The sequence below is a fragment of the Pseudomonas sp. NFACC43 genome (assembly GCF_900119645.1).
GTDB lineage: Bacteria > Pseudomonadota > Gammaproteobacteria > Pseudomonadales > Pseudomonadaceae > Aquipseudomonas.
This window is the reverse complement of record NZ_FPKK01000001.1, coordinates 472,885-497,700: the sequence shown is the minus strand read 5'-3', so window position 1 is coordinate 497,700 and position 24,816 is coordinate 472,885. Positions and strand designations below refer to the sequence as shown.

Here is a 24,816-nt window from a genome sequence, read left to right as displayed (position 1 = left end):
GGTGGTCTGAGTGTAAAGCTGGTTTGTGACCCCCGCCACAAGGACGTTCCTTTTCCCTCCGAACAAGCCCCGACATGTTCAGACCTCTCTTCGTATTTATCGGCACGCGTTATACCCGTGCAAAACGCCGCAACCATTTCGTATCGTTCATTTCCCTGACGTCCATCATCGGCCTGGCCCTTGGCGTGGTCGTGATGATTGTCGTGCTGTCGGTGATGAACGGCTTCGATCATGAAATGCGCACCCGTGTACTGGGCATGGTGCCCCATGCCACCGTCGAATCCGGCGAGGCCATCAGCGACTGGCCGAGCCTGGCCGCCCAGGTCAAGCACAATCCGCAGGTGCTGGCCGTGGCGCCTTTCACCCAGATGCAGGGGCTGCTGACCAACGACGGCAAGGTGTCCAAGGTGTTGCTCAACGGCATCGACCCCGGGCTCGAACGGCAGGTGTCGATCATCGACAACTTCATGCGGCAGGGCCGGCTGGACGACCTGGCGCCGGGCAGCTTCGGCATCGTCATCGGCGACAAGGCCGCGACCAAGCTCGGCGTCGCCATCGGCGACAAGCTGACGTTCGTCGCACCGGAGGTCACCGTGACCCCCGGCGGCATGTTCCCACGCATGAAGCGTTTTACCGTGGTCGGCATTTTCCATGTCGGTGCCGGCGAGCTGGACGGCTACCTGGGGGTCACCAACCTCCAGGACCTGGCGCGCCTGCATCGTTGGAAACCGGATCAGGTCCAGGGGTTGCGGTTGAAGTTCGACGATCTGTTCCAGGCGCCCCGTGTCGCCTGGAACATCGCCCAGCAGCTTGGCGAAGATCGTTATTACGCCCGCGACTGGACCCGTACCCACGGCAACCTGTACCAGGCGATCCGCATGGAAAAAGCCATGATCGGCCTGTTGTTGCTGCTGATCGTCGCCGTGGCCGCGTTCAACATCATTTCCACGCTGGTGATGGTGGTGAACGACAAGAAGGGCGACATCGCCATCCTGCGCACCCTGGGTGCCACGCCGGGGCAGATCATGCGCATCTTCATGGTCCAGGGCACGGTCATCGGTGTGATCGGCACGATTGTCGGCGCCCTGGTCGGGATGTTCGCCGCGCTGAACGTCAGCGCCGCGATTGCCGCCCTCGAAGGCCTGATCGGCCACAAGTTCCTCAACGCCGACGTGTACTTCATCGACTACCTGCCGTCGCAATTGCAGTCCGATGACGTGGTGATGGTCTGCGGCGCCGCGTTGATCCTGAGTTTCCTCGCCACCCTGTATCCAGCCTGGCGTGCCGCACGCACCCAGCCTGCGGAGGCGTTACGTTATGAGTGAGTCGGGCATGAGTGAAAAAGCGATCTTGAGCTGCCGCAACCTGGGTAAATCCTACGAGGAGGGCCCGGAGTCGGTAGTGGTGTTGTCGGGCCTGCAACTGGAGCTGTTCCCGGGTGAGCGCGTGGCGATTGTCGGCACGTCCGGGTCGGGCAAGAGTACCTTGCTCAATCTGCTGGGCGGTCTCGACACGCCCACCGCCGGCAGTGTCTGGCTGGCGGGCGAGGAACTCTCGGCGCTGAACGAGAAGGGCCGCGGCCTGCTGCGCAACCGTTCCCTGGGCTTCGTCTACCAGTTCCACCATCTGTTGCCGGAATTCACCGCACTGGAAAACGTCTGCATGCCGTTGCTGATCGGCCGTACCGCGATTCCCGAAGCTCGCCAGCGGGCCACGGCGTTGCTGGAGCGGGTCGGGCTGGGGCACCGCCTTGAACACAAGCCGGCCGAACTGTCCGGTGGCGAGCGCCAGCGGGTGGCGATTGCCCGGGCGTTGGTCAACAAGCCGGGCCTGGTGATGCTCGACGAGCCGACCGGTAACCTCGATTCCCACACCGCCCAAGGCATCCAGGACCTGATGCTGGAGCTCAGCACCTCGTTGCGCACCGCGTTCCTGGTGGTTACCCACGACATGAATCTGGCCCGGCAGATGGACCGCGTGCTGCATCTGCAGGAAGGTTGCCTGACCCCTATCTGACCGACCGGAACCCGGCGCAGCATCCATGCGCCGGGTCATTTATCTTTTTACGGTGCCCCGAATGTTCAGACCGTTATCGATCTTTATCGGCACGCGCTATACCCGCGCCAAGCGTCGCAATCGCTTCGTTTCATTCATCTCCATGACGTCGATGATCGGCCTCGCCCTGGGCGTGCTGGCGATGATCGTGGTGCTCTCGGTCATGAATGGTTTCCAGCGCGAAATGAGCTCGCGCATCCTTGGCATGGTGCCCCACGCCACCATCGTCGGGGTCAATCCCATCGATGACTGGCAACCGGTGGCCGCCGCGGCATTGAACAATCCCCAGGTGACGGCGGCCGTGCCGTTCACCGAAATGGAAGGCATGCTCAGCCATAAGGGCTCGATGCAGCCGATCCAGATCAGCGGTATCGATCCGGCCCAGGAAGGCAAGGTGTCCATCGTGGCCCAGCATATTGTCCAGGGGCGTCTCGATGCCTTGAAACCGGGCGAATATGGTGTGGTGATCGGTGAGATCACGGCTCGACGCTTTCGTTTGAACGTCGGCGACAAACTGACCTTGATCGTGCCGGAAGTCAGCACCGCGCCGGGGGGAATCACTCCGCGCATGCAGCGACTGAACGTGGTGGGTGTGTTCAAGGTGGGCGCCGAGCTGGATGGTTCCATGGCGCTGATCCACCTGGCCGACGCCGCACAGATGCAGCATTGGCAGCCGAACCAGGTGCAGAGCGTGCGTCTGGCGGTGAAGGACCTGTACGCCGCGCCCAAGGTGTCTGGCGACATCGCCAGCAGCCTGGGCGCAGGCTACAAGGCGGACGACTGGACCCACACCCAGGGCAGCCTGTTCAGTGCCATGAAAATGGAAAAGACCATGATCGGCCTGCTGTTGCTGATGATCGTCGCAGTGGCGGCGTTCAATATCATCGCGACCCTGATCATGGTGGTGAACGAAAAGGGCGCGGACATCGCGATCCTGCGGACCATCGGCGCCACGCCGCGGCAGATCATGGCGATCTTCATGGTCCAGGGTACGGTAATCGGCGTCGTCGGTACGGTGATCGGCGGAGTGCTGGGGGTGATCGCGGCGTTGAATGTCAGCGAGCTGGTGGGATGGCTGGAGCGGGTCAGTGGCCAGCACATCTTCAGTTCCGATGTGTATTTCATCAGCAACCTGCCGTCGGAGCTTCAGCGTGGCGACGTGATCCTGATCTGTGCCGCCGGCTTTATCCTGAGCTTCCTCGCCACGATCTACCCGGCCTGGCGTGCGGCGAAGACCGAGCCGGCGCAGGCGTTGCGGTATTCCTGATATCCAGGACCGGCTGCAGGGCCCTTGTTGCCAGGGGATTTACCCCGTTGGCTGCAAAGCAGCCCTGAACCTGAAGCTCGGTACATCAGACAGGTTGAATTGACTGTTTTTGGGGGCCGCTTCGCGGCCCAGCGGGGATAAATCCCCTCGCCACAGGGTCTTGTGTCAGGGCTGGCCTGCCTTCGGCAATTCAATCATGAAGCGTGTCCAGCCATCGGCCGACTCGCAGTGGATATGCCCGCCGTGGGCATGGATGATCGAGCGGGTAATGGCCAGGCCCAGCCCCGCATGTTCACTGCTGCCTTCCCGGCGGGCCGGGTCGGCGCGATAGAAGCGATCGAACAGGCGCGGCAGCAGGTCTGCTGGAATGCCTTCGCCGCTGTTCTCCACATAGATCTTCAGCGCATGCGGGCCGTCAAGGATCCGCAGGCGCACTTCGCCGCCGCCGGGGGTGAAGCGCAAGGCATTGTCCAGCAGGTTGGAGAAGGCCCGGCGCAACATGCTGCGATCCCCCTCCACGCGACCGTCGCCTTCCCGGTTCAGCCGTACATTGGCGTCTTCGGCCAAGGGTGCGAAGAACTCCAGCAGCACATCCACTTCCGCCGCCAGTAACAGCGGCTCACGGTTGGGCGCCAGCAGGCCATGGTCGGCCTTGGCCAGGTACAGCATGTCGTTGACCATTTGCGCCATCCATTGCAGTTCTTCGAGATTGCTGTGCAGCGCTTCGCGGTAGTCCTCCAGCGGACGTTCCCGGGTGAGGGTGACCTGGGTGTGGGTCAACAGGTTCGACAGCGGCGTGCGCAATTCATGGGCGATATCGGCGGAGAACGCCGAGAGCCGTTGAAACGCATCGTCAAGGCGTTCGAGCATGGCGTTGATGCTGTGGGCCAATTCGGCCAGTTCGGCAGGCATCTGCTCTTCGGGCAGGCGGGCGTTGAGGGAGCGGGCCGAGACGCTGCCGGCAATGGCCCCCATGCGCCGCAACGGCCGCAAGGCGCGTCGTGCGGCCCAGGCGCCCAGCAGGGCGGTGGCGAGGGCGGAGAGGCCCACGGTCAACCAGATCAGGCGCTGCATGCGTTGCAGAAAATGCTGGTGGTGGGTGATGTCCAGCAGCAGCGTCAGTTGTGGCGAGCCGGGACGGTTGGGGTCCAGTGGCGCATTCAGCACCCGGTAGTCGGTGTCTGCATCGCTGAGGGTCGACAGGCCAGGACTTTCCGGCAGTTGCTGTGGAATCCGGATCGAGCTGTCGTACCAGCGCACACCATTGCTGTCCTTGATACGCAACGCAAGGTCGGCCTGGCGGCTGAGTTCATCCTCCAGGCGCCTGCGGGTCTGCTCGGCGTCGAGATCCTGCAGGGCCCGGCGCAAGCCGATCAGCCGGCCTTCCAGCAACTGTTGATCCAGCTCGATGAAGTGCGCCTCGCTGCCGCGGCTGAACAGCACCCCGGCAAACAGCGACACCACGGCGGTGCAGGCGGCGAACAGCAGCGCCAGGCGACTGCTCAAGGACCACCGGGCCTTCACAGGCTTCGCTCTTCGAGCACATAGCCCATGCCGCGCACCGTGTGGATGAGCTTGCTGGGAAATTCGTCGTCAATCTTGATCCGCAGGCGGCGGATCGCGACTTCGATGACGTTGGTGTCACTGTCGAAGTTCATGTCCCAGACCTGGGAGGCGATCAGGGACTTGGGCAGCACCTCGCCCTGGCGCCGCAAAAGCATCTCCAGCAGGGCGAATTCCTTGGCGGTGAGGTCGATGCGCCGACCGCTGCGTTCGACGCGGCGACGGATCAGATCCAGGCGCAAGTCGGCCAGTTGCAGGCTGGTTTCCTGGGGCGACGAACCGCCGCGACGCAACAGGCTGCGGACCCGTGCCAGCAATTCGGAAAACGCGAAGGGCTTGACCAGATAGTCGTCGGCGCCCAGTTCCAGGCCATACACCCGGTCCTGGACAGCGTCCCGCGCGGTGAGAAACAGCACCGGAGTATCCAGCCCGGCGCCGCGTACGGCCTGCAGAATCTGCCAGCCATCGCGTCCGGGCAGCATCACGTCAAGGATCAACAGGGCGTATTCACCGCTCAGGGCCAGTTGCTGGCCGGTGATGCCATCGGCCACCAGGTCGGCATTGAACCCGGCTTCGCTCAGGCCCTGGCGCAAGTATTGGCCGGTTTTCGTTTGGTCTTCGACGATCAGCAATTTCATGGTGGCGGCTCGAGGCAGGATTGGAACGAGGGCGTTATACCGTGGCACGCAGGGCCATGGTGCAACCTGACAAAGTTGTAATCGAGCCGTCAGCCGATTGGCAGGCGCACGGCGATAGAGTTTCGCACAAGCTGAACCTCATCCCTTGGGAGTCTGAACATGTTAATGGGTAAACGCCTGATCCTGGCTGCTTGTGCAATCGTCCTCAGTGCGCCGTCATGGGCCTCGCCAGGCCATGTCGATTTTGGCCAGCCAGCGCCGGCGGCCAAGGCCAGTCGCAGTATCGAAGTGGTGATGGGGGACATGACCTTTTCGCCCGCGTCCCTCGATATCAAGGCCGGGGAGACCGTGCGTTTCGTATTGATCAATAAAGGCCAGTTACTCCACGAATTCAACCTGGGCGACGCGGCCATGCATGCCGAACACCAGCAGCAGATGCTCAAGATGCAACAGAACGGACAGTTGATGCCGACCGCGATGAAGCAGGGCATGGACCATAGCGCCATGGGCCACGGCCAGGCAGGCATGCGCCACGACGATCCCAACAGCGTGCTGGTGGAGCCGGGCAAGACAGCCGAACTGACCTGGACCTTCAGCAAGGTCACTCGCCTGGAGTTCGCTTGCAATATTCCCGGCCATTACCAGGCGGGAATGAAGGGTGACCTGACCGTCAGACAGTAAGCACTCAAAGGCGCTGGCAAAGGCTGATAGAATCCGCTGATTATTCAGTCAGGTTTCCGTCATGCATCCCGCAGCCGAACATTCGCCGCTGGGCAAATCCAGCGAATACATCGCCACGTACACGCCGTCACTGCTGTTCCCGATCCCGCGCACCGCGAAATGGGCGGAACTGGGCCTGACGGCCGAGACCCTGCCGTACAAGGGCGTGGATTTCTGGAACTGTTTCGAGTTGTCGTGGCTGCTGCCTTCCGGCAAGCCGGTGGTGGCTATCGGTGAGTTCGCGATTGCGGCGGATTCGCCGAATATCATCGAGTCCAAGTCCTTCAAGTTGTACCTCAACTCCTTGAACCAGACCCCGTTCGCCGATACCGCAAGCCTGGAGGCGACCTTGCGCCAGGACCTTTCGGCCGCGGCCGGCAAGCCGGTGGCGGTGCGGGTTCGCAGCCTCCAGGAGGTGGAAAGCGAAGGCATCGTGGCACTGCCCGGCACTTGCATCGACGACCTGGACATCAGCGTCGATTCCTACGCGCATCCGCGCCCGGAGTTGCTGCGTTGCGACGCGTCGCGCATCGTCGAGGAAAGCCTGCACAGTCATTTGCTCAAATCCAACTGCCCGGTCACCAGCCAGCCGGATTGGGGCAGCGTGGCGGTGGAATATCGCGGCGCGGCCCTGGATCACGCCAGCCTGCTGGCCTACATCGTCAGTTTCCGCCAGCATTCGGATTTTCACGAGCAGTGTGTGGAGCGGATCTTCCTCGACCTGCAGCGTTTGCTCAAGCCGGAGAAATTGACGGTGTATGCGCGTTATGTGCGCCGTGGTGGACTGGACATCAACCCGTATCGCAGCACCGAAGCGATGCAATTGCCGAATCGTCGTCTGGTCCGTCAATGAAACGCCGACGGGGAAACGAGCCTGTTCGCGATGAGGGCGCCGCATTCAGCCTTGGGGTTGAGCAACGGTACGCAATCGCGAGCAGGCCCCACGAAGGATCGCATTTGAGTTCGTGAGTAACGCAAAGCCCCACTGTCGAAAGTGGGGCTTTTTACATGCGCAGGGGTCAGATACCCATGCTGCCCAAGGCTTGCACGATATTGCGCAGGGTCCCGGCGATGGTAGGGTGTTCGACTTCGAATCGTTCCACGGCCAGGTTCACGCCGTCGACCAGGCTGTTGTCCTGAAGAGTGTTTTCCAGTTCGATTTCGGCCTCGATCTGAGTCATCAACTGGTGCAGGTTCTCGCGTTCTGGTTCGGACAGCGGCGGGTTCTGTTCCAATTGATCGCGCAGTTGGTCGAGCTGTTTTTGCAAATCGTCGCGGCCAGGCATGGCGTACTCCTTATTGATCGGCACAGCCATGGACCGCGACGCTTCGTCAAAGGTCCATGGCCTGCTTTAAGAGTAATCCACCCCCGCACAACCTGCATGATCCGGGTCAGGGCTTCTCGCCTTTGAGCCGACGTAGGCTGATATCGGCCAGGCAGGCGTCGAGTTCGCCCAAATGATCGATCACCGAATGCACCCCCAGGCCGAACAATTGCACGGTGGCCTTGGCCCGCCTGATTTCGCGTTGCTGTTGGTCCAGGGCCTGCCATTGCGCCGGCGCCAGGCCGCACAGCGAGCCGCAGGATGCGAGACCGATGGTCCATAGGCCGGCGTTGAGTCCGGACTGCAACAACCGGGGTTCGCCGCTCACCAGGACGCATCCGTCCAGTTGCTGGACGTTCAGGGCCATCAATGCTTGCCAGCAGGCATGGGGCGCTGGCCACGGATTATTTGTTGCAGGAAGTTGCGGCGATTTGATCCACGCCGGCAAGGACGCCGCCAGGCCATGGCTGACGGCGGGAGGCAGTTCATCGAGCCAGGCGCAGGGTATCTCTTGAAGTTGCAGGCGGTGGAGGCTTTCCAGCGCACCGGGCGTCGGGTGGGCATGCTCGGCCGGTTTCGCACCCGGTTGACGAACCCGCGCTCCGAAATCCACCAGGCACCCACTCAGGCCAAACAGTACGGCGGTAAGACTGGGAGCGGGAAGGGGCAGGGCTTCGGCGCGGGGCATGGGAACGTCCTTGAAATAACCTGGAGCCTACCGGCCCTCGATGACAGCTCTGTGACAGGGAAATGAAGGCGCTGGATGAAAGAAAGGTCCTACAGGCATATTCCTTTACCCTGCTGCCTATCGACACGTTCCGCTTTATACTAGCCACCTCACCGCCTGGGCTCGGCGCCCTTGCCTGAACAATCCAAGGAGTTTTCCCCTATGCGCTGGAGCCATCGTCTAGCTCAGCTGTGTCTTTCTGCCGGTGTTCTGCTGGTACCGTTCGCCGCCCAGGCCGCCACGGAAGAAGATCCTTGGGAAAGCATCAACCGGCCGATCTTCAAATTCAACGATACCGTCGACACCTATGCGCTCAAACCGCTGGCGCAGGGTTATCAATATGTAACGCCACAATTCCTCGAAGACGGTATCCACAACATGTTCCGCAACATCGGCGACGTGGGCAACCTGGCCAACGATGTGCTGCAAGGCAAGCCGGCCGCCGCCGGAGTCGACACCGCCCGACTGATCTTCAACACCACCTTCGGCCTGCTGGGCTTCTTTGACGTAGGCACCAGGATGGGCCTGCAGCGCAACGACGAGGATTTCGGCCAGACCCTGGGCTATTGGGGACTCGACAGTGGTCCCTATGTCATGCTGCCGTTGCTGGGCCCAAGCACCTTGCGCGATGCCCCGGCCAGGTTTGTCGACAGCTACACCACGCCGTATCCCTATATCGACAACGTCTCGGTGCGTAACTCGATCTTCGGCCTGAACATCGTCGACACCCGCGCCAGCCTGCTGTCGGCCGAGAAGATGGTGACCGGTGACAAGTACGTATTCATCCGCAATGCCTTCTTGCAGAACCGTGAGTTCAAGGTCAAGGACGGTCAGGTAGTGGACGATTTCTGATCCACCCTGCTGCGCACGAAAGGCGGCCCCGAAAGGCCGCCTTTCGTGCTTTCGGGGTGCATCGGGCGGGATTTATCCTTCCATTGAGTTACGCTTCGCTCGGTTCTTATAACTCTCTGTACTTTGACAAATAAAGACGGCAAGCGGCTATCCGCATGAGCTTGAAACGCCCCGCGGATGGGAGTACCGTCTGCGCCTTAGAAGGGCACCTCTGATGTAAACGTGTGTAGGGCAAACGCCTGAAAGCTGTACGACAGAGAGGCTAGAAAGCGAATCCAGTAGTGCGCGCCCGGCCCGACAGCCCAGCCCGCTACGCCAACCTAATTCTGGCGCCGTTTGCCCACATGCCAAAAACCAGTGCCACGCTGCTGATAATCGATGATGACGAAGTGGTGCGAGCCAGCCTCGCAGCCTACTTGGAAGACAGTGGTTTCAGCGTCCTGCAGGCCAGCAACGGCCAACAGGGTCTTCAGGTATTCGAGCAAGACAAGCCCGACCTGGTCATCTGCGACCTGCGCATGCCGCAGATGGGCGGACTCGAACTCATTCGCCAGGTCGCCGAGATCTCCGCGCAGACACCCGTCATCGTGGTCTCGGGCGCGGGTGTGATGAACGACGCGGTCGAGGCTTTGCGCCTGGGCGCGGCGGATTACCTGATCAAACCCCTGGAAGACCTGGCCGTGCTAGAACACTCGGTGCGCCGGGCCCTGGACCGTTCGCGGCTGATGGTGGAAAACCAGCGCTACCGCGAAAAACTGGAAACCGCCAACCGCGAGCTGGAAGCCAGCCTGAACCTGCTGCAGGAAGACCAGAACGCCGGGCGTCAGGTGCAGATGAACATGCTGCCGGTCAGCCCCTGGTCGGTCGACGACTTCCATTTTGCCCACCAGATCATCCCGTCGTTATACCTGTCGGGTGATTTCGTGGACTACTTTCGGGTCGATGAGCGGCGAGTAGCGTTTTACCTGGCAGATGTTTCCGGTCATGGCGCCTCGTCGGCGTTCGTGACGGTGCTGCTGAAATTCATGACCACGCGCCTGCTGTTCGAGTCCAAGCGCAATGGCACGTTGCCGGAGTTCAAGCCTTCGGAGGTCCTGGGGCATATCAACCGGGGCCTGATCAGTTGTAAGCTGGGTAAACATGTCACCATGGTCGGTGGAGTCATCGACGAGGAGACGGGCTTGTTGACCTATAGCATCGGCGGCCATCTGCCGTTGCCTGTGTTGTACACCCCGGACAGTGTTCGGTATCTGGAAGGGCGTGGTCTGCCGGTGGGCCTTTTCAACGAGGCGACCTACGAGGACCACGTACTGGAATTGCCACCCGTATTCAGCCTGACGCTGATGTCTGATGGCATTCTGGATCTTTTGTCGGAGCCTACACTCAAAGAGAAAGAAGCGGCCTTGCCTGAACGGGTGAGTGCTGCGGGCGGCAGCCTGGAAGGTCTGCGGCAAGTGTTTGGATTAGCTACGCTAGGGGAGATGCCGGATGATATCGCCCTGTTAGTGTTGAGCAGGAACCTTTGATGAGTACCGGTAGAATCCAGTTCGCCGAGCAGGACGGCACATTTGTCCTGAAGTTTGTCGGTGAAGTGCGTCTGACCCTTTGTTCGGCGCTGGATGCGACTATTGAGCGGATCTTCACTGCATTGAATTTCAATGCCATCGTGATCGACCTGACTGAAACCCGCAGTATCGACAGCACCACCCTTGGCCTGCTGGCCAAGTTGTCGATCCTGTCGCGGCAAAAGGTCGGCCTGCTGCCGACCGTCGTCACCACCCACAGCGACATTACCCGCCTCTTGCAGTCGATGGGCTTCGACCAGGTGTTCAACATCGTCGGTGACCCGGTGCCGTGCCCCGAGTGCCTGGACGACCTGCCTGATCAGGACCAATCCGAAGAAGACGTGCGGATCAAGGTACTGGAAGCCCACAAGATCCTGATGGGGCTCAACGAGTCCAATCGTGAGGCGTTCCATGACTTGGTGAATGCGCTGGAACGACCTGGCTCTTGATTCATCTCCGTGGGCCGACATCAAGGCTTGCGGATTGATGCAATGAAAAAAGGGGGCGAACCCATCCAGGTTCGCCCCCTTCTTGTTTCGACTGCGCTTAGAGCTTGGCTTGCAGCAGCGCCTCGAGTTTCTCCTGGTCCCGAGCGAACTGGCGGATACCTTCGGCCAGTTTCTCGGTGGCCATGGCGTCCTCGTTGGACAGCCAGCGGAATTGCGCTTCGTTGAGGCTCAGGCGTGCTTCACCGGCCTGTCCAGGCGCCAGCTTGCGTTCCAGCTTGCCTTCGTCGGCGGCCAGTTTCTCCAGCAGTTCCGGGCTGACGGTCAAGCGGTCGCAACCGGCCAGTTGTTCGATCTGATTGATGTTACGGAAGCTGGCGCCCATGACTACGGTCTTGTAGTCATTGGCCTTGTAGTAGTTGTAGATGCGTGTCACGGACTGCACGCCTGGATCGTCGGCGCCGGTGTAATCGTTGCCATTGGCCTTCTTGTACCAGTCGTAGATACGGCCTACGAACGGCGAAATCAGGAATACGCCAGCGTCGGCACAGGCCGCGGCCTGGGCGAAGGAGAACAGCAGGGTCAGGTTGCACTGGATACCCTCGCGCTCCAACTGCTCGGCGGCGCGGATACCTTCCCAGGTCGATGCGATCTTGATCAGGACGCGATCACGGCCGACGCCGGCCTTCTCATAAAGATCGACCAGGCGATGGGCACGCTTGAGCATGGCGTCGGTGTCGAACGACAGGCGCGCATCCACTTCAGTGGAAATACGCCCCGGAATCACCTTCAGGATCTCCTGGCCGACCGCCACGCCAAAACGGTCGCTGGCCAGGCCGACATCACCCTTGCAGTCCGCCACGCAGGCGTTCAGCAGCTCGGCATAACCGTGCATCGCCGAAGCCTTGAGCAACAGGGAAGGGTTGGTGGTGGCGTCCACGGGTTTGATGCGGGCGATAGCTTCGAAATCGCCGGTATCGGCCACGACGGTAGTGAATTGCTTGAGTTGTTCCAGCTTGGAAGTCATGAGCGTGCTCTGTCCTATGGGTCTGTTGACATTACCCGAGGGCTGACAGCCACTCAAGGGCGTGAAGAGGTATCGACAGCCCCGGCGGCAACAACCTGAAAACGGCTGTTTGAATGGACGGGGCGAGTATCCGTAAATACGATGCCAAAACACCACGCAGGTTCAAACCCAGTGACGATCAACGCCCTTCCAGCAACTGAGCGGCCTGATCCAGCAATGCCAGCGGATCCTTGGCCTTGTGGATATCCACCGACAACAACTGCCGAAACCGCCGCGCGCCCGGAAACCCGGTGCCCAGCCCCAGTACGTGGCGAGTGATGTGATGCATCGCCCCGCCTGCGGCCAGATGATCGGCAATGTAAGGTCGCAACCGCGCCAGGGCCTCGGCCCGGGTGATGACTGGTTCCATGCTGCCGAACAGCTGTTGGTCCACCTCGGCCAGCAGATAAGGGTTGTGATAGGCCTCGCGCCCCAGCATCACCCCGTCGAACGTCTGCAGATGCTCATGGCAGGCCTCCAGCGTCTTGATGCCGCCGTTGAGCACGATCTCCAGGTCCGGAAAGTCTGCCTTCAACCGAGCCGCCACGTCATAGCGCAAGGGCGGAATGTCGCGATTCTCCTTGGGGGATAGCCCCTCCAGAATCGCGATACGCGCATGTACGGTGAAACTCCTGCAACCCGCCTCGCGCACCGTCCCGACGAACTCGCATAGCTGCTCGTAGCTGTCGCGCCCATTGATTCCGATGCGATGCTTGACCGTCACCGGAATCGACACCCCATCACGCATCGCCTTCACGCAATCGGCCACCAGCCCCGGATGCCCCATCAGGCACGCACCGATCATATTGTTCTGCACCCGGTCGCTGGGGCAGCCGACGTTGAGGTTCACCTCGTCATAACCATGGGCCTCGGCCATACGCGCGCAGGCCGCCAGATCAACCGGGACACTGCCACCCAGTTGCAGCGCCAGGGGATGCTCGGCTTCGTGGTGACGCAGGAAACGCTCATGATCGCCGTTGAGCAACGCCCCGGTGGTGACCATCTCGGTGTAGAGCAAGGCGTGTTTCGAGAGGATGCGCAGGAAGAAGCGGCAGTGGGCGTCTGTCCAGTCCATCATGGGGGCAACAGAAAAACGACGGGAGAGCGGAGCGGTTTGTAGGGACATTGGCAATCTGAGTCAACGAGGCGAATGGCGAAGTTTATCAGGGTTGTATCGGGGATGCCGGTAGGCGTTCATCCCTTGAAGCCATCACCGCCTTCCGACTAACCCATCGTCAGGCCTGGATGGCCGGCCCGATACACTTCTCGAATACCTGCTGCATCGGGCCCGGCACGCAGTTGTAGGCCGAGATGTTCGCAACGATCCATTCTTCCTTCTCGATCCCCCACCAGCTGATCTCGAATCCGGCGTTCATGATGAGGTGTTCGAAGAGAATGCGCTGGGCTCGTCCGTTGCCTTCGCGAAAAGGATGTACGACGTTGATATCGGAATAGGCGTCGGCCACGGCAATGATCAGGTCTGCCCGGGGCAGGCCTTCGAACCAGTGGGCGGCGGCCATGTGGCTGAAGATCTTGCCGGCTTCCTTTTCCATGAACTGTGGTTGGCAGAAGCGCGTATCTCGCTTGGCCATCCCGACGGTTCGCAATTCTCCGGCCCATTCATACAAGTCCGAGAACAGTCGTCGATGGATGTTCTGGAGGTAAACGAGGTCGTAGGGAGGAGGGTTGAATTCGACGCTGTCCGCCGCGATGGCCGTGAGTTGCTGCTCGGCTTCGCTCAGGGTGGCGTCGTCGCGAATGTCGAGTTTGTTTCGAAGGACAGTGGAGCCGGGATAGCAGTAGGCGTCTTCACCGACGCCATATTTGTCCAGCATCAGGTTCTGGGCTTGGTGAAGGTCTTGAGGATTTCTTCGCGGGTCGGCATCTTGAGGTTGCCGTCGGCGAAGTCCACTTTGAAGCCTTCCAGGCGCAGGCTGGCCGCATAGTTGGATCTACGGGTTCTGGCTGCATAGGCCTTTTTGGCTTCAAGGCTGATAGTGCCCATGGGCTGGACCTCGGATTGCGTGGGTGAGCCGATTATAGCCCATCTCGCGGCCTGGCCCCAAAGCCTCTGGCGCGATGAGTGGACCGACGGGGCTTGCATCGCCGTGCGACTCAAAATACTGTATTTATGTCCAGTATCGAGAATCGCTTCCATGCAACTGATCGCCAAGCTCGGCATTCTTGCCGATGCCGCCAAGTACGACGCCTCCTGCGCCAGTAGCGGAGCCCCCAAGCGCAGTTCGCGAGGCCGCGATGGGCTAGGGGCCACGGACGGTATGGGGATCTGTCACAGCTACACGCCTGATGGGCGTTGCGTCTCATTGCTCAAGGTGCTGCTGACCAATTTCTGCCTGTATGACTGCCAATACTGCGTCAACCGTCGTTCCAGCAATGTACCGCGGGCGCGCTTCACGCCGGAGGAGGTGGTGCGCCTGACGCTGGATTTCTATCGTCGCAACTGCATCAGTGGCCTGTTCCTGAGCTCCGGTATCATTCGTTCGGCCGACTACACCATGGAGCAGTTGATCCGGGTGGCGCGGCTGCTGCGCGAGGAGCATCAGTTTCGCGGGTATATCCATCTCAAGACCATTCCCGATGCCGATCCTCTGTTGATCGAAGAGGCCGGGCGGCTGGCCGACCGGCTGAGCGTGAACATCGAACTGTCCACCGAGGTGAGTCTCAGGCGCCTGGCGCCGGAGAAGCAGTTGTCGACGATCCGCCAGGCCATGGGCACCATCCAGGAGGGACAGCAAGCGGTGGCTGGCGAAGCGCGGGCGCCCCGGTTCGCTCCCGCCGGGCAGAGTACCCAAGTGATCGTCGGGGCTGATGCCACCGATGACCATGCCATCCTCAGCAATGCCGAGTCGCTCTATCAGGGGTATGGCCTGCGGCGGGTCTACTATTCGGCGTTCAGCCCGATTCCTGACAGCCCTGCCAGCGTACCCCTGGCGGCGCCTCCGCTGTTGCGCGAGCATCGTCTCTACCAGGCTGATTTCCTCATGCGCGGCTATGGCTACAAGGCCGGCGAGTTGTTGCGGCAGACCGGCAACCTGGACTTGGATATCGACCCCAAGCTGGCCTGGGCGTTGGCCAATCGTGAGGTCTTCCCGCTGGATCTCAACCGTGCCGAGCCGGCCCTGCTGGCGCGAATTCCCGGTATTGGCCTGCGTAGCGTGCAGCGTCTGGTTGCGCTGCGCAGGGAGCGTCGCGTTCGTTATGACGACCTGGTGCAGTTGCGTTGTGTACTGGAGAAGGCGCGACCGTTCATCGTCACCAGTGATTATCGGCCGGCCGATGCGCAGGTGCGCAGCGGCTTGTTGAGGGCACGTCTGCGTGATCCCCAGCGAGCCGTGCAGATGGGGTTGTGGGGATGATTGCGCTGGATTGTGACGACAGTTTCTCCCTCTGGCGGGAACAGGCGCGAACGCTGCTGGGTCACGGTATCGACCCGGTCGAGGTAACCTGGGCCCAGGGGCCCATGGTTGACCTGCTCGCCGTGCCGGCGCCATTGCCACGAGACCCGGGGCCGTTTCGCACACGGGTACCGGCCACTTTGTTGCCATTGCTCGAACAGGCCAGTCGTTATCGGGGCGAGCAACGCTGGAACCTGCTGTATGAAGTGCTCTGGCGGGTGGCTCATGGCGACCGCACCGCGATGCTCGCCGGTGACCGCCTGGGAAGCGAGCTGCAGCGACGGATCAAGCAGGTCAGCCGCGAGGCCCATCATCTGCACGCCTTCGTGCGCTTCATACCGTTGCCACAGGAAGTCGCCGGTCAGTTGCAACTGGACCTGGTGTCCTTCCACGAGCCGGCCCATGACATCCTTGAAAGCGCGAGCGGTCATTTTGCCGAGCGACTGGGACGCCAACGCTGGTTGATCGCAACGCCCCGCGACGGCATCCGCTACGATGGTCACAAGCTGGACTACCAGCGTCATTGCCCTGAACAGTGGCGGCAGTGGGCGCAGCATGCCCAAGACCCCGGCGCGGAACTGTGGCGCACCTACTACCGGCACATTTTCAACCCGGCGAGGCTCAATCCCCAGGCGTTGCGCCAGCATATGCCCGGGCGGTTCTGGCAGCACCTGCCAGAGGGCGACTTGATCCCCCGGTTGGTGGGGCAGGCGCGCCAGGGCAAACAGCGGGATGGACAGGCGCTGGAGGTGGGGGAAAAGGCTGGCAAGCGGATCGTCGTGGATGCCCAGGTCCTCAGGCCAGCCACTTGACGAAATTCCATCGGGCGCCGTCATTTGTGCAAGAATCAAACATGTCCTGTCTCGGCCGCGCTGTGTTCCATTTCCGCCGGTCCCCCTAGCATTCCTTCGTCCATTGTCCAGAAGGAATTCTCCATGCAACGTTTTACTCGCCGTTTTCTCACCGCCTGTGCATTTTCCGGCATTATCGCCAGTGCCGGGGCATTGGCTGAAAGCAATCCAACCATCCGCGCCATGTCGGGTGCCCAGGCGGTGAGCCAATTGCCCGCCGGTAAGACCGCGTTACTGATCATCGATTTCCAGAACGAATACTTCACTGGCAAGATGCCGATTCCCGATGGCGTAGCGGCGCTGGACAAGGCCCGTGAGCTGATTGCATTCGCCGACGAGCACAAAATGCCGGTCTATCACATTCAACACATTGCACCCTCAGGATCGGCAGTGTTTGCCCAGGGGGGTGAAGGCGTGAAGTTCCATCCGCAGATGCAGCCCAGGGCCAGGGATGAGGTATTGCAGAAAACCACTGTCAGCGTCTTTGGCAGTACCGACCTGGACAAGCGCTTGAAGCGCGCCGGTATCGAAAACCTGATCATCTCCGGCCTCATGACCCACGCCTGTGTCGCCGGCGCCGCCCGTGACGCCGCGCCACTGGGTTACAACGTGCTGGTCGCGTCCGACGCATCGGCCACCCGTGCCATTACCCGAACCAACGGTGACTCCATCGACAAGGATGCGTTGCACAAAGCCGCGCTGGCTGAAGTCGAGGACACTTTCGGCGATGTCATGACCACTGCCCGGATCCTCAAACTACCGGTGCGCTGACGCCATGAACCAGATGCTCGCCATGCGCGTGTTCCGCTGCATCGTGGAGGCCCAAGGGTTTTCGGCGGCGGCCGAGCGGCTCGATACAACCCACTCTTCCGTCTCGCGGCATTTGCAGCAGCTGGAATCCGCGCTGGGCGTGCGTCTGCTCAATCGCAACACCCGGCGCATGAGCCTCACCGCAGCCGGGGAGCGCTATTACGCCGCTTGCGTGGACATTCTGGATCGCGTCGACGCGGCGTCCCAAGCGGTGACGCAGGAACATGAACGTCCCTCCGGGTTGCTTCGGATCAGCGTCCCGCTGACCCTGGGTACCTTGGAACTGGGCCGCTGGCTGCCGGCTTTCCAACAGCGCTATCCAGACATCCGGATTGATCTGTCCTGCTCCGACCCGCTGGTCGACCTGGTGGCCGACGGGTTCGATGTGGCGTTGCGCATCTGCGGACCGCTGGCCGACAGCAGCCTGGTCGCCCGCTTGCTCGGCGTGTCGCCGCAAGTGCTGGTCGCGGCGCCGGCTTACGTGTTCGAGCATGGCCTGCCTCGGAGCGTGGTTGAACTGGACGCACATCGGCTCCTGACCTACGCGTCGGCGACCCGCTGGTCGCTGGTGAACGAAGAAGGGGAGTCGTTCAGTTGGGATTGCGCCAGTTTCTTTCATTCGGACACCATCACCGCTCTGCACGCCGGTGCCCTGGCTGGTACAGGCATCGCAGCGTTTACCCTGGCGACGGTACAGGACGACCTGCTGGCGGGGAGGTTGGTGCGGATCCTGCCGGACTACACCCTGGGGTCGAGGCATTGTTATGCGCTCTATCCCCATGCTCGTCACCTGCCGGCCAAGGTCCGGGCGTTCGTCGAGCATATGGCGGAGTATTACCGCGACAAGAGCTGATGCCCTGGCAGGTTCTGGCTGTCAGACCACGCTGATATCGCGACCGGCCTCCCGCGATGCCGCGATGTCCCGCTTGGGCGGCAGGCCGAACAGGCGACCATATTCGCGGCTGAACTGAGAGGGGCTTTCATAGCCCACTTTCGAGGCCGCGCTGGCCACGTCCATGTTTTCGTCGAGCATCAGGCGCTTGGCTTCGTTCAATCGCAGCCATTTCTGGTATTGAAGCGGGCTCATCGCGGTGAGCTGGCGGAAATGATGGTGGAAAGTCGGTGGGCTCATCTGCACCCTCGCCGCAAGGTCTTCCACGCGGACAGGGTCGGTGTAGTTCAACTTCAGCCAGTCGATGGCCTTGGCGATGCGGTAGCCCTGGCTGTCGACGGACGCAATCTGGCGCAGCCGGGCCGCCTGGTCGCTGATCAACAGTCGGTAGTGGATCTCGCGCTGGATCAGCGGCGCCAACACCGGGATCGCTTCGGGTTCGTCCAGCAGGGCCAGCAGGCGTACGAACGGTGCGAGAAGATCCGGCGTCGCCTGGCCAATGCTCGCGCCAATCCCGGAGGGCCGGTCACGGGACGGTGCCATGCTGTCCTGGGCAATCAGGTCGGCCACCAGGCGCAAGTCGAGCTTCATGAGCAGGCCCAGGCAGGGCTGTTCCGGGCTCGCCTGGAGCACTTCCGAGTTGGCGGGCAGGTCCAGGGAGGTCATGAGCAGGCGCGTATTGTCGTAGCCATAGGCCTGGCCGCCGATCCAGATCTGCTTCACGCCTTGGGCCACCAGCACGATGCTCGGCTCGATCATGCAAATGGCCGGCGGCGCCGGGGCTTCACGTCGAAACAAGCCCAGGCCGGCGATGGGCGTCTGGAAGTCGCCGGTGTGGGGCGTCCGTGCGCCGATGAGGTCGGCGAGTGCTGCTTGCAAGGAGCTGCGCTGGGTTGCCATGTCGGGTTGCAGTCATCTCGGGTTGACAGTGATGCAGCGAACATTAACCCGTCCGGCAGGCGCTGCCCATGGTGCACCGACCGCCTCACAGGATCAGGCAAGCATTCAACCGGAATGCATTACCGGACATCAGGGTCTGGCGCTGAAACTATCGCTTGCAAATCGATGACATGCCCCTTGCCGACGGAGTAAACGTAGCCCCGATGACTGATCGCTATTGGATGAAAACCCAAACCCCACCCGCCTGGAGCGCGGTATTCGCCATGTCGCTGGCCGCGTTCGCCCTCGTTGCTTCCGAGTTTCTGCCGGTCAGCCTGCTGACGCCGATCGCGGCGGACCTTCAGGTCAGCGAGGGGCAGGCCGGGCAGGGCATTGCCGTGTCCGGCGCCTTTGCCTTGATCACCAGCCTGTTCATTGCGTCCATCGCCGCCCGGGTCGATCGCAAGAGGCTGCTGCTGGCGCTGACCCTCCTGATGATCGTTTCCGGGACCGTGGTGGCACTGGCGCCCAACTACCTGACGTTCATGGCAGGCCGTGCGCTGATCGGCGTGGCAATCGGCGGCTTCTGGTCGCTGTCGGCGGCCACGGCCATGCGACTCGTGCCGCAGGACCAGGTCCCGCGAGCCTTGGCCCTCGTCAACGGCGGCAACGCCTTGGCGACCGTCGTGGCAGCGCCGTTGGGCAGTTTCCTGGGTGCGATCATCGGCTGGCGCGCAGCCTTCTTCTGCATCGTGCCGGTGGCGCTGGTGGCGCTGGTCTGGCTTGTGCTGCGACTGCCGTCCATGCAGACCCGGACGAAGCAGGGCTCGGGCAATGTCCTCGCGCTGATGGCCCGTCCTCCGATTGCGTTGGGCATGCTGGCCGTCAGCACATTCTTCATGGGGCAGTTCATGTTGTTCACCTATCTGCGACCTTTCCTTGAATCGGTGACCCAGGTGAGTGTCTCCATGCTTTCGTTCATGTTGCTGGTGATCGGTCTGGCCGGATTGCTCGGCACCTTCCTGATTGGCGCATTGCTGCGCAACGGAGTGTTTCGCACCCTGGTGATCATCCCCCTGGTGATGGCGGTCATTGCCATTGCGCTCGTAGGGTTCGGTAAGTCGGTGTTGATCACGACTGTTCTGCTGGCGCTCTGGGGGCTGATCGCGACTGCCGCGCCCGTTGGATGGTGGACCTGGTTATCCAGGGCTTTGCCTGAAGAAGCCGAGGCCGGTGGTGGTCTGATGGTGGCGATCGTTCAGCTCGCCATTGCGGCGGGCGCGACGGTGGGCGGTGTCCTGTTTGACCTGAACGGCTACCAGGCCACCTTCGAGACCAGCGCGGCGGTGCTGGTGGTTGCCGCCATGCTCACCCTGATGGCCGCACGAGCGACGGTTCGGGCGTCTTCAGGCGCTTCGAACGCGGCCGATTACGGTGTGGTGAATTGAGCAACGTCCAGAAGGCACCGTGAGGCCCAAGGCGCTATCGACAATGCCTTGGGCCTTTCTGGCAGAAGCGAGCCGTGACCTCGGGGCGGTTGCTGCCTGCGTCGAAGCGCCCGGCTTGCATCAAAGCCCCAAGCCTTGCTCCACCAACGTGAGCAGGCGGTCCTCATCCAGCGTCAACAGCTCGGGGCGCGACTGCGCTGGCGGCTGCGCAGCCTGAAGATGCCAGAGCGATTCACCGTGCTCGCCGACAGTACGAAGGATGCAGTGGGTCTGACCTTTCATGTGAACCTCGATACAGCCTTCGCCCCTGGAAGAGAAGCGGGCGATCGGGTCGAGCTCGATACGATGGTGGTTGCCTTCCATCACCAACTGGTCGATGGCGTAATGGTAGGTCGAACCGCTGGAGTGGCTTTCAAATACATGGGTGGGGTTGCGCCGGATGTTCAGGCCGGCCTCGCAGACCGGCGCCAGCCAGGTTTCGATCTGGCGGTACAACTCGTAGACCTGGGCGGGCCAGTGTTCGATGGCCAGGTCGGCGCAGTTGTCGGTGTCGGCGCGGGTTTGCCGGGTCTGCCGCAATTTCGCCGCGAGCGCGTCTGCCTTGTTCATGTCGATTCCCTGTCGTTGTGATGCAAAAAGCTTAGCTCAAGGGCAAGGGGGCTCATTGCGTTGGGTCATGAAGCGACGTTGTCTGGTCAATGCCGCGCGCCATACGCTGGCGAGTTCTGCATCGAGGTGTCGTGTCCGGTGTCTGTGGAGCGCTGCGGCATGTCCGGCAACGAGGCCACGTGGACGGTGCGCGCCGGTGTGGCCAGGCGTACGCCGATTTCGGCGAATGCTTGCATCATGCCGAGGTTGATTGCCTGCTGGATATCCATGTAGATGTTGTAGCTGGGGTCCAGCACGATATAGACCGTCTCGAACTCCAGCGCACTTTCGCCAAAACCGCGAAAGTGGGAGCGGTCGAAGCGGGTCTTTTCCTGGGCCCTGATGATGCGCTCGACAATGGCCGGCACCTGCTTGATCTGTTCGATCGAGCATTCGTGGGGCAGGGCGAACTCGAAGACGATGCGTCGTTCCTGCAGACGCTTGTAGTTCTGGATGGTGATGCTGATCATCTGGGCGTTGGCCATCACGATCTGTTCGCCGCTCAGGCTGCGGATCCGTGTGGTTTTCAGGCCGACATGTTCCACCGTACCGGCCAGGGAGCCCACGACGATGAAGTCGCCGACCTCGAAAGGCTTGTCCACGGCGATGGACAGCGAGGCGAACAGGTCTCCGAGGATGTTCTGCACAGCCAGGGCCACCGCGATTCCCCCGACCCCGAGGCTGGCGACGAACGCGGTGATGTTCACACCCAGGTTGGAGAGCATGGCCAGCAGCACCACGGCCCAGAGGAACACCTTGGCGCCCCACAGGCTCAGGGTTGCCAAGGCGCTTTTCTGATGAATGTCGCTGTGGCTGTGGCGAGCGAAATAATGCAGGAGCGTGAGGGCGATCGCCCGGTTGGCCCACAGGCCGACCTGCAGGGCGGCCACCACGAACCAGAGGCTGCTGACGCGGCCCAGCCAACGCTCGGGCAGGTCCAGCACACCGACACCGATGAGGATCGAAGCCAGCAACAACAGCGTATTGCTGGTGCTGGACAATACCTCGACGGCGATGTGACTGACGTGGGCGTTGGGCTTCTGTGCCAGGACCTCTACCTTGCGCAGCAGGAAGCCGATGCCTGCCCGGGCGACGATAAAACTCACCGTCATCACGCCCGATGCGAGCAGCCAGTTGGCGATGGAGATCCCCAGCAATTGGGTGGTGGTGAGGATGTCGAGAGCGTTTGATTCCATGGATCGGTCACCTGGGCCAGGCAATCAGGAAGCGAGCGACTGCGTCATTGCTGTTCTGGTTCGAGCCCTTGCCGTTGTTGCGCGAGGGCGTGGCAGGGCCATGAACTTCATTAGGTGACCAACGGAAAAGGGTGTTCAATTTTTTGCCCGCAGGCATCCAGGCTTCGCTTGCAGTCACTGACGCAACAGATGCACCGCCAACCCGGCCAGCCCGCACGCCAGCAAGACCTGAATCACGCCACGTCGGTACCTGAACAGAGCGATCGTGGCAAGGATTGCAATGATTGCCGACGGCCAGTCCAGTGCGCCGGCAAAGCCGTTGGGCCACAGAACGTGGTAGCCGAAGAAGCAGGCCAGATTGAGGATCACGCCGACCACCGCCGCGGTGATGGCCGTCAGCGGTGCGGTGAATTTCAGGGTGTTGTGGGTCGACTCCACCAATGGGCCGCCGGCCAGGATGAACAGGAACGAGGGCAGGAAGGTGAACCAGGTCACCAGCGTGGCCGCGACGGCGCCAGCGAGGAAAGCCTGTTCGGGGCCGAACACCTGCGTGACGTAGCCGCCGACGAAACCGACGAACGCCACCACCATGATCAAGGGGCCGGGCGTGGTTTCCCCCAGGGCCAGGCCGTCGATCATCTGGGCCGGTGTCAACCAGCCGAAGTGTGCGACTGCGCCCTGGTAGACGTAGGGCAAGACCGCATAGGCGCCACCGAAGGTCAGCAAGGCAGCCTTGGTGAAGAACCAGGCCATTTGCGTAAGCGTGCCTCCCCAGCCGAACGCCAGGGTCAACAGGCCCATGGGTAACGTCCAGAGTAGCGCGCCGACGATGACCAGCCGGGTGAGCCTGCCGACGCTGAACCGGGCATGCTCCGGGGGAGGGGTATCGTCGTCGATCAAGGCGCTGCCGAAGGAGCGATGCCCGGTATCGTGTCCCCCCAGGCTGAATTTTTCCGGTGCCCAACGGCCTCCCAGGTAACCGATCACAGCCGCCCCCAGCACAATCAGCGGGAAGGGCAGGTTGCAGGCAAATATCGCGGTGAACGACGCAGCGGCGATTGCCCACAGCCAGTTGTTCCTGAGGGCGCGGGAGCCTATACGGTGGGCTGCATGCACGACGATCGCCGTCACGGCCGGCTTGATGCCATAGAAAATGCCCGCCACCACCGGTACTTCGCCAAAGGCGACATACAGCCAGGACAACGTGATGAGGATGAACAGCGAAGGCAATACGAACAGCGCCCCGGCGATGACCCCACCCCAGGTCCGGTGCATCAGCCAGCCCAGGTAGGTCGCCAATTGCTGCGCCTCGGGGCCCGGCAGCAGCATGCAATAGTTCAGGGCATGCAGGAAACGCCGCTCGGAAATCCAGCGGCGACGCTCCACCAGTTCCTGATGCATGATCGAAATCTGTCCCGCCGGTCCGCCGAAACTGATGAAGCCCAACTTGAGCCAGAACCAGAAGGCTTCGCGCAGGCTGACAGCCGAAGGGGCGTCGGCGATTGGGGGCTGGATGTTCATGGGCGATGGGTGCTTGAGGCCGGGGACGGTCTACGTTAGGGGGCGCCATGCAATTTGAATAGCCCCGGGCAAGGTTTACCTGTAAAAAACTCGTCCTTTCATGGGGTTGAAACACAACCCTGGCACAATCGCCGGCCGAGTCGTCGTCATGATTATTTCCATCGCTACCCAAGGAGTGGGTCAATGAAACAACGTTTTGCAATCGCGGTGCTGCTCGCCTTTACACTGGGCTGCATCCACACGGGCAATGCCCGGGAGTCGCGCAATGCTCGGGCGGAATCCGTCGCGGGCGTATTCGATTATTACGTGCTGGCACTGTCCTGGTCGCCGACTTTCTGCCTCACACACCCGAGCGATTCGCAATGCTCCGGCAAGGGCTACGGTTTCGTGCTCCATGGGCTCTGGCCGCAATACGCCAAGGGCGGCTGGCCACAGTCTTGCGCGCCGCGGGTGCCATTGACGGCAGCCGAGCGGGACAAGGGCCTGACCTTGTTCCCCACGCCGAAACTGATGGAGCATGAATGGTCCAAGCACGGCACTTGCAGCGGCCTCGGCGCGATGGGCTACCTGGAGGCTTCCGACAAGGCTCTGGGGGCGGTGAAGATTCCGCCACAGTTGCAGCCACTGAGCTCGTCCTACTATTTCGAGGCCGAGGAGATTGCCCGACTGTTCCGGCAGAGCAATCCCGGTATGCCGGACAAGGGGATCGCCGTGATTTGCAGCGGGCCGCAATTGTCGGAAGTGCGAGTGTGCATGGACAAGGACCTGGGCTTCAGTGCATGCGGCAAGGGCGTGCGGACGCAATGCCGGGGCGGAGAAATCCGCGTGCCGCCAGTACGCTGATTGCAGCGGAAACGGCCTGAGGCCGGCCCGCCTCAGCCGTTATAGAGGCGGGCTTGTCCGCGAAGGCGACAGGTCAGAAGGTAGCGAT

Annotated in this window: 26 protein-coding genes; 14 read left to right on the top strand and 12 right to left on the bottom strand. The window is 61.8% G+C overall.

What is annotated here, in order from left to right; translation table 11 throughout:
• Positions 1-74: 74 nt before the first annotated feature.
• The 3 genes from BT179_RS02155 to BT179_RS02145 all read left to right on the top strand — a co-directional run bounded on the left by BT179_RS02155 (position 75) and on the right by BT179_RS02145 (position 3,322).
• Positions 75-1,325 (top strand): lipoprotein-releasing ABC transporter permease subunit, encoded by a 1,251-nt coding sequence (locus BT179_RS02155; protein ID WP_072388976.1) that lies wholly within the window; start codon positions 75-77, stop codon positions 1,323-1,325.
• 7 nt (positions 1,326-1,332) lie between these two features.
• Positions 1,333-2,016: a lipoprotein-releasing ABC transporter ATP-binding protein LolD gene (lolD, locus tag BT179_RS02150; protein ID WP_165887691.1), complete on the top strand. Its 684-nt coding sequence runs from the start codon at positions 1,333-1,335 to the stop codon at positions 2,014-2,016.
• Between the two features lie 61 nt (positions 2,017-2,077).
• Positions 2,078-3,322, top strand: a complete 1,245-nt coding sequence (locus tag BT179_RS02145; protein ID WP_072388972.1) for a lipoprotein-releasing ABC transporter permease subunit — start codon at positions 2,078-2,080, stop codon at positions 3,320-3,322.
• A gap of 165 nt (positions 3,323-3,487) precedes the next feature.
• On the opposite strand, the gene BT179_RS02140 is transcribed toward BT179_RS02145, so the two are convergent.
• Both BT179_RS02140 and BT179_RS02135 read right to left on the bottom strand, forming a co-directional pair.
• Positions 3,488-4,846, bottom strand: coding sequence for a heavy metal sensor histidine kinase (locus tag BT179_RS02140; protein ID WP_072430361.1), 1,359 nt, complete (start codon positions 4,844-4,846; stop codon positions 3,488-3,490).
• Entirely contained in the window at positions 4,843-5,523 is a 681-nt protein-coding gene (locus tag BT179_RS02135; RefSeq protein ID WP_072430362.1) for a heavy metal response regulator transcription factor, read from the bottom strand. Before BT179_RS02135 ends, BT179_RS02140 begins: the two co-directional genes overlap by 4 nt.
• Before the next feature lie 159 nt (positions 5,524-5,682).
• On the opposite strand from BT179_RS02135, the gene BT179_RS02130 reads away from it, so the two are divergent.
• Positions 5,683-6,204 (top strand): copper-resistant cuproprotein CopI, encoded by a 522-nt coding sequence (locus BT179_RS02130; RefSeq protein ID WP_072388966.1) that lies wholly within the window; start codon positions 5,683-5,685, stop codon positions 6,202-6,204.
• A 61-nt stretch (positions 6,205-6,265) separates the two neighbouring features.
• Positions 6,266-7,096: an NADPH-dependent 7-cyano-7-deazaguanine reductase QueF gene (gene queF / locus BT179_RS02125; RefSeq protein WP_072388964.1), complete on the top strand. Its 831-nt coding sequence runs from the start codon at positions 6,266-6,268 to the stop codon at positions 7,094-7,096.
• A gap of 166 nt (positions 7,097-7,262) precedes the next feature.
• Here the strand turns inward: queF and BT179_RS02120 are convergent, their stop codons facing one another.
• Both BT179_RS02120 and BT179_RS02115 read right to left on the bottom strand, forming a co-directional pair.
• Entirely contained in the window at positions 7,263-7,529 is a 267-nt protein-coding gene (locus tag BT179_RS02120; RefSeq protein WP_072388962.1) for a DUF4404 family protein, read from the bottom strand.
• A gap of 106 nt (positions 7,530-7,635) precedes the next feature.
• On the bottom strand, positions 7,636-8,256 hold the full coding sequence (locus BT179_RS02115) for an HAD superfamily inactivated hydrolase PcrP (protein WP_072388960.1): 621 nt from the start codon (positions 8,254-8,256) through the stop codon (positions 7,636-7,638).
• A 201-nt stretch (positions 8,257-8,457) separates the two neighbouring features.
• On the opposite strand from BT179_RS02115, the gene BT179_RS02110 reads away from it, so the two are divergent.
• The 3 genes from BT179_RS02110 (at position 8,458) to rssC (ending at position 11,161) form a co-directional block, all read left to right on the top strand.
• Entirely contained in the window at positions 8,458-9,147 is a 690-nt protein-coding gene (locus tag BT179_RS02110) for an MlaA family lipoprotein (protein WP_072430363.1), read from the top strand.
• A 344-nt stretch (positions 9,148-9,491) separates the two neighbouring features.
• The gene (gene rssB, locus BT179_RS02105) at positions 9,492-10,673 is read left to right on the top strand and encodes a two-component system response regulator RssB (RefSeq protein WP_072388955.1); all 1,182 of its coding nucleotides are present in this window, start codon (positions 9,492-9,494) and stop codon (positions 10,671-10,673) included.
• Positions 10,673-11,161, top strand: coding sequence for an anti-sigma factor antagonist RssC (rssC, locus tag BT179_RS02100; protein WP_072388953.1), 489 nt, complete (start codon positions 10,673-10,675; stop codon positions 11,159-11,161). Before rssB ends, rssC begins: the two co-directional genes overlap by 1 nt.
• Positions 11,162-11,258: 97 nt before the next feature.
• Here the strand turns inward: rssC and tal are convergent, their stop codons facing one another.
• From tal to BT179_RS26390, 4 genes are all read right to left on the bottom strand, one after another.
• On the bottom strand, positions 11,259-12,185 hold the full coding sequence (gene tal, locus BT179_RS02095) for a transaldolase (RefSeq protein WP_072388951.1): 927 nt from the start codon (positions 12,183-12,185) through the stop codon (positions 11,259-11,261).
• A gap of 178 nt (positions 12,186-12,363) precedes the next feature.
• Positions 12,364-13,350: a tRNA dihydrouridine(20/20a) synthase DusA gene (gene dusA / locus BT179_RS02090; protein WP_072430364.1), complete on the bottom strand. Its 987-nt coding sequence runs from the start codon at positions 13,348-13,350 to the stop codon at positions 12,364-12,366.
• 109 nt (positions 13,351-13,459) lie between these two features.
• Positions 13,460-14,059, bottom strand: coding sequence for a putative adenosine monophosphate-protein transferase Fic (locus tag BT179_RS02085; RefSeq protein WP_072430365.1), 600 nt, complete (start codon positions 14,057-14,059; stop codon positions 13,460-13,462).
• Positions 14,059-14,229 carry a YhfG family protein gene (locus tag BT179_RS26390; protein WP_092179576.1) on the bottom strand — a complete coding sequence of 57 codons (171 nt, stop codon included), beginning with the start codon at positions 14,227-14,229 and terminating at the stop codon, positions 14,059-14,061. The genes BT179_RS02085 and BT179_RS26390 overlap by 1 nt, the downstream gene beginning before the upstream one ends.
• A 151-nt stretch (positions 14,230-14,380) precedes the next feature.
• Between BT179_RS26390 and BT179_RS02080 the strand changes: the two genes are divergently transcribed.
• The 4 genes from BT179_RS02080 to BT179_RS02065 all read left to right on the top strand — a co-directional run bounded on the left by BT179_RS02080 (position 14,381) and on the right by BT179_RS02065 (position 18,154).
• Positions 14,381-15,601, top strand: coding sequence for a putative DNA modification/repair radical SAM protein (locus BT179_RS02080; protein ID WP_072430366.1), 1,221 nt, complete (start codon positions 14,381-14,383; stop codon positions 15,599-15,601).
• Entirely contained in the window at positions 15,592-16,452 is an 861-nt protein-coding gene (locus tag BT179_RS02075; protein ID WP_072430367.1) for a TIGR03915 family putative DNA repair protein, read from the top strand. The genes BT179_RS02080 and BT179_RS02075 overlap by 10 nt, the downstream gene beginning before the upstream one ends.
• 123 nt (positions 16,453-16,575) lie before the next feature.
• Entirely contained in the window at positions 16,576-17,262 is a 687-nt protein-coding gene (locus BT179_RS02070; protein WP_072430368.1) for a cysteine hydrolase family protein, read from the top strand.
• Positions 17,263-17,266: 4 nt separating this feature from the next.
• Positions 17,267-18,154, top strand: coding sequence for a LysR family transcriptional regulator (locus tag BT179_RS02065; protein ID WP_072388939.1), 888 nt, complete (start codon positions 17,267-17,269; stop codon positions 18,152-18,154).
• A 21-nt stretch (positions 18,155-18,175) separates the two neighbouring features.
• Here the strand turns inward: BT179_RS02065 and BT179_RS02060 are convergent, their stop codons facing one another.
• Complete coding sequence (locus BT179_RS02060) at positions 18,176-19,093, bottom strand: AraC family transcriptional regulator (protein WP_072430369.1); 918 nt, start codon at positions 19,091-19,093, stop codon at positions 18,176-18,178.
• Between the two features lie 203 nt (positions 19,094-19,296).
• Here BT179_RS02060 and BT179_RS02055 point away from each other — a divergent pair, with 203 nt between their 5' ends.
• The gene (locus tag BT179_RS02055) at positions 19,297-20,520 is read left to right on the top strand and encodes an MFS transporter (RefSeq protein ID WP_072430370.1); all 1,224 of its coding nucleotides are present in this window, start codon (positions 19,297-19,299) and stop codon (positions 20,518-20,520) included.
• 120 nt (positions 20,521-20,640) lie between these two features.
• Here BT179_RS02055 and BT179_RS02050 read toward each other — a convergent pair whose 3' ends face one another.
• From BT179_RS02050 to chrA, 3 genes are all read right to left on the bottom strand, one after another.
• Positions 20,641-21,129 carry a hypothetical protein gene (locus BT179_RS02050; RefSeq protein ID WP_072430371.1) on the bottom strand — a complete coding sequence of 163 codons (489 nt, stop codon included), beginning with the start codon at positions 21,127-21,129 and terminating at the stop codon, positions 20,641-20,643.
• Between the two features lie 86 nt (positions 21,130-21,215).
• Positions 21,216-22,364, bottom strand: coding sequence for a mechanosensitive ion channel family protein (locus tag BT179_RS02045; RefSeq protein ID WP_072388931.1), 1,149 nt, complete (start codon positions 22,362-22,364; stop codon positions 21,216-21,218).
• A 174-nt stretch (positions 22,365-22,538) separates the two neighbouring features.
• Positions 22,539-23,885, bottom strand: a complete 1,347-nt coding sequence (gene chrA, locus BT179_RS02040; RefSeq protein ID WP_072430372.1) for a chromate efflux transporter — start codon at positions 23,883-23,885, stop codon at positions 22,539-22,541.
• A gap of 183 nt (positions 23,886-24,068) precedes the next feature.
• Here chrA and BT179_RS02035 point away from each other — a divergent pair, with 183 nt between their 5' ends.
• On the top strand, positions 24,069-24,728 hold the full coding sequence (locus tag BT179_RS02035; RefSeq protein WP_072430373.1) for a ribonuclease T2 family protein: 660 nt from the start codon (positions 24,069-24,071) through the stop codon (positions 24,726-24,728).
• Positions 24,729-24,816: the final 88 nt, after the last annotated feature.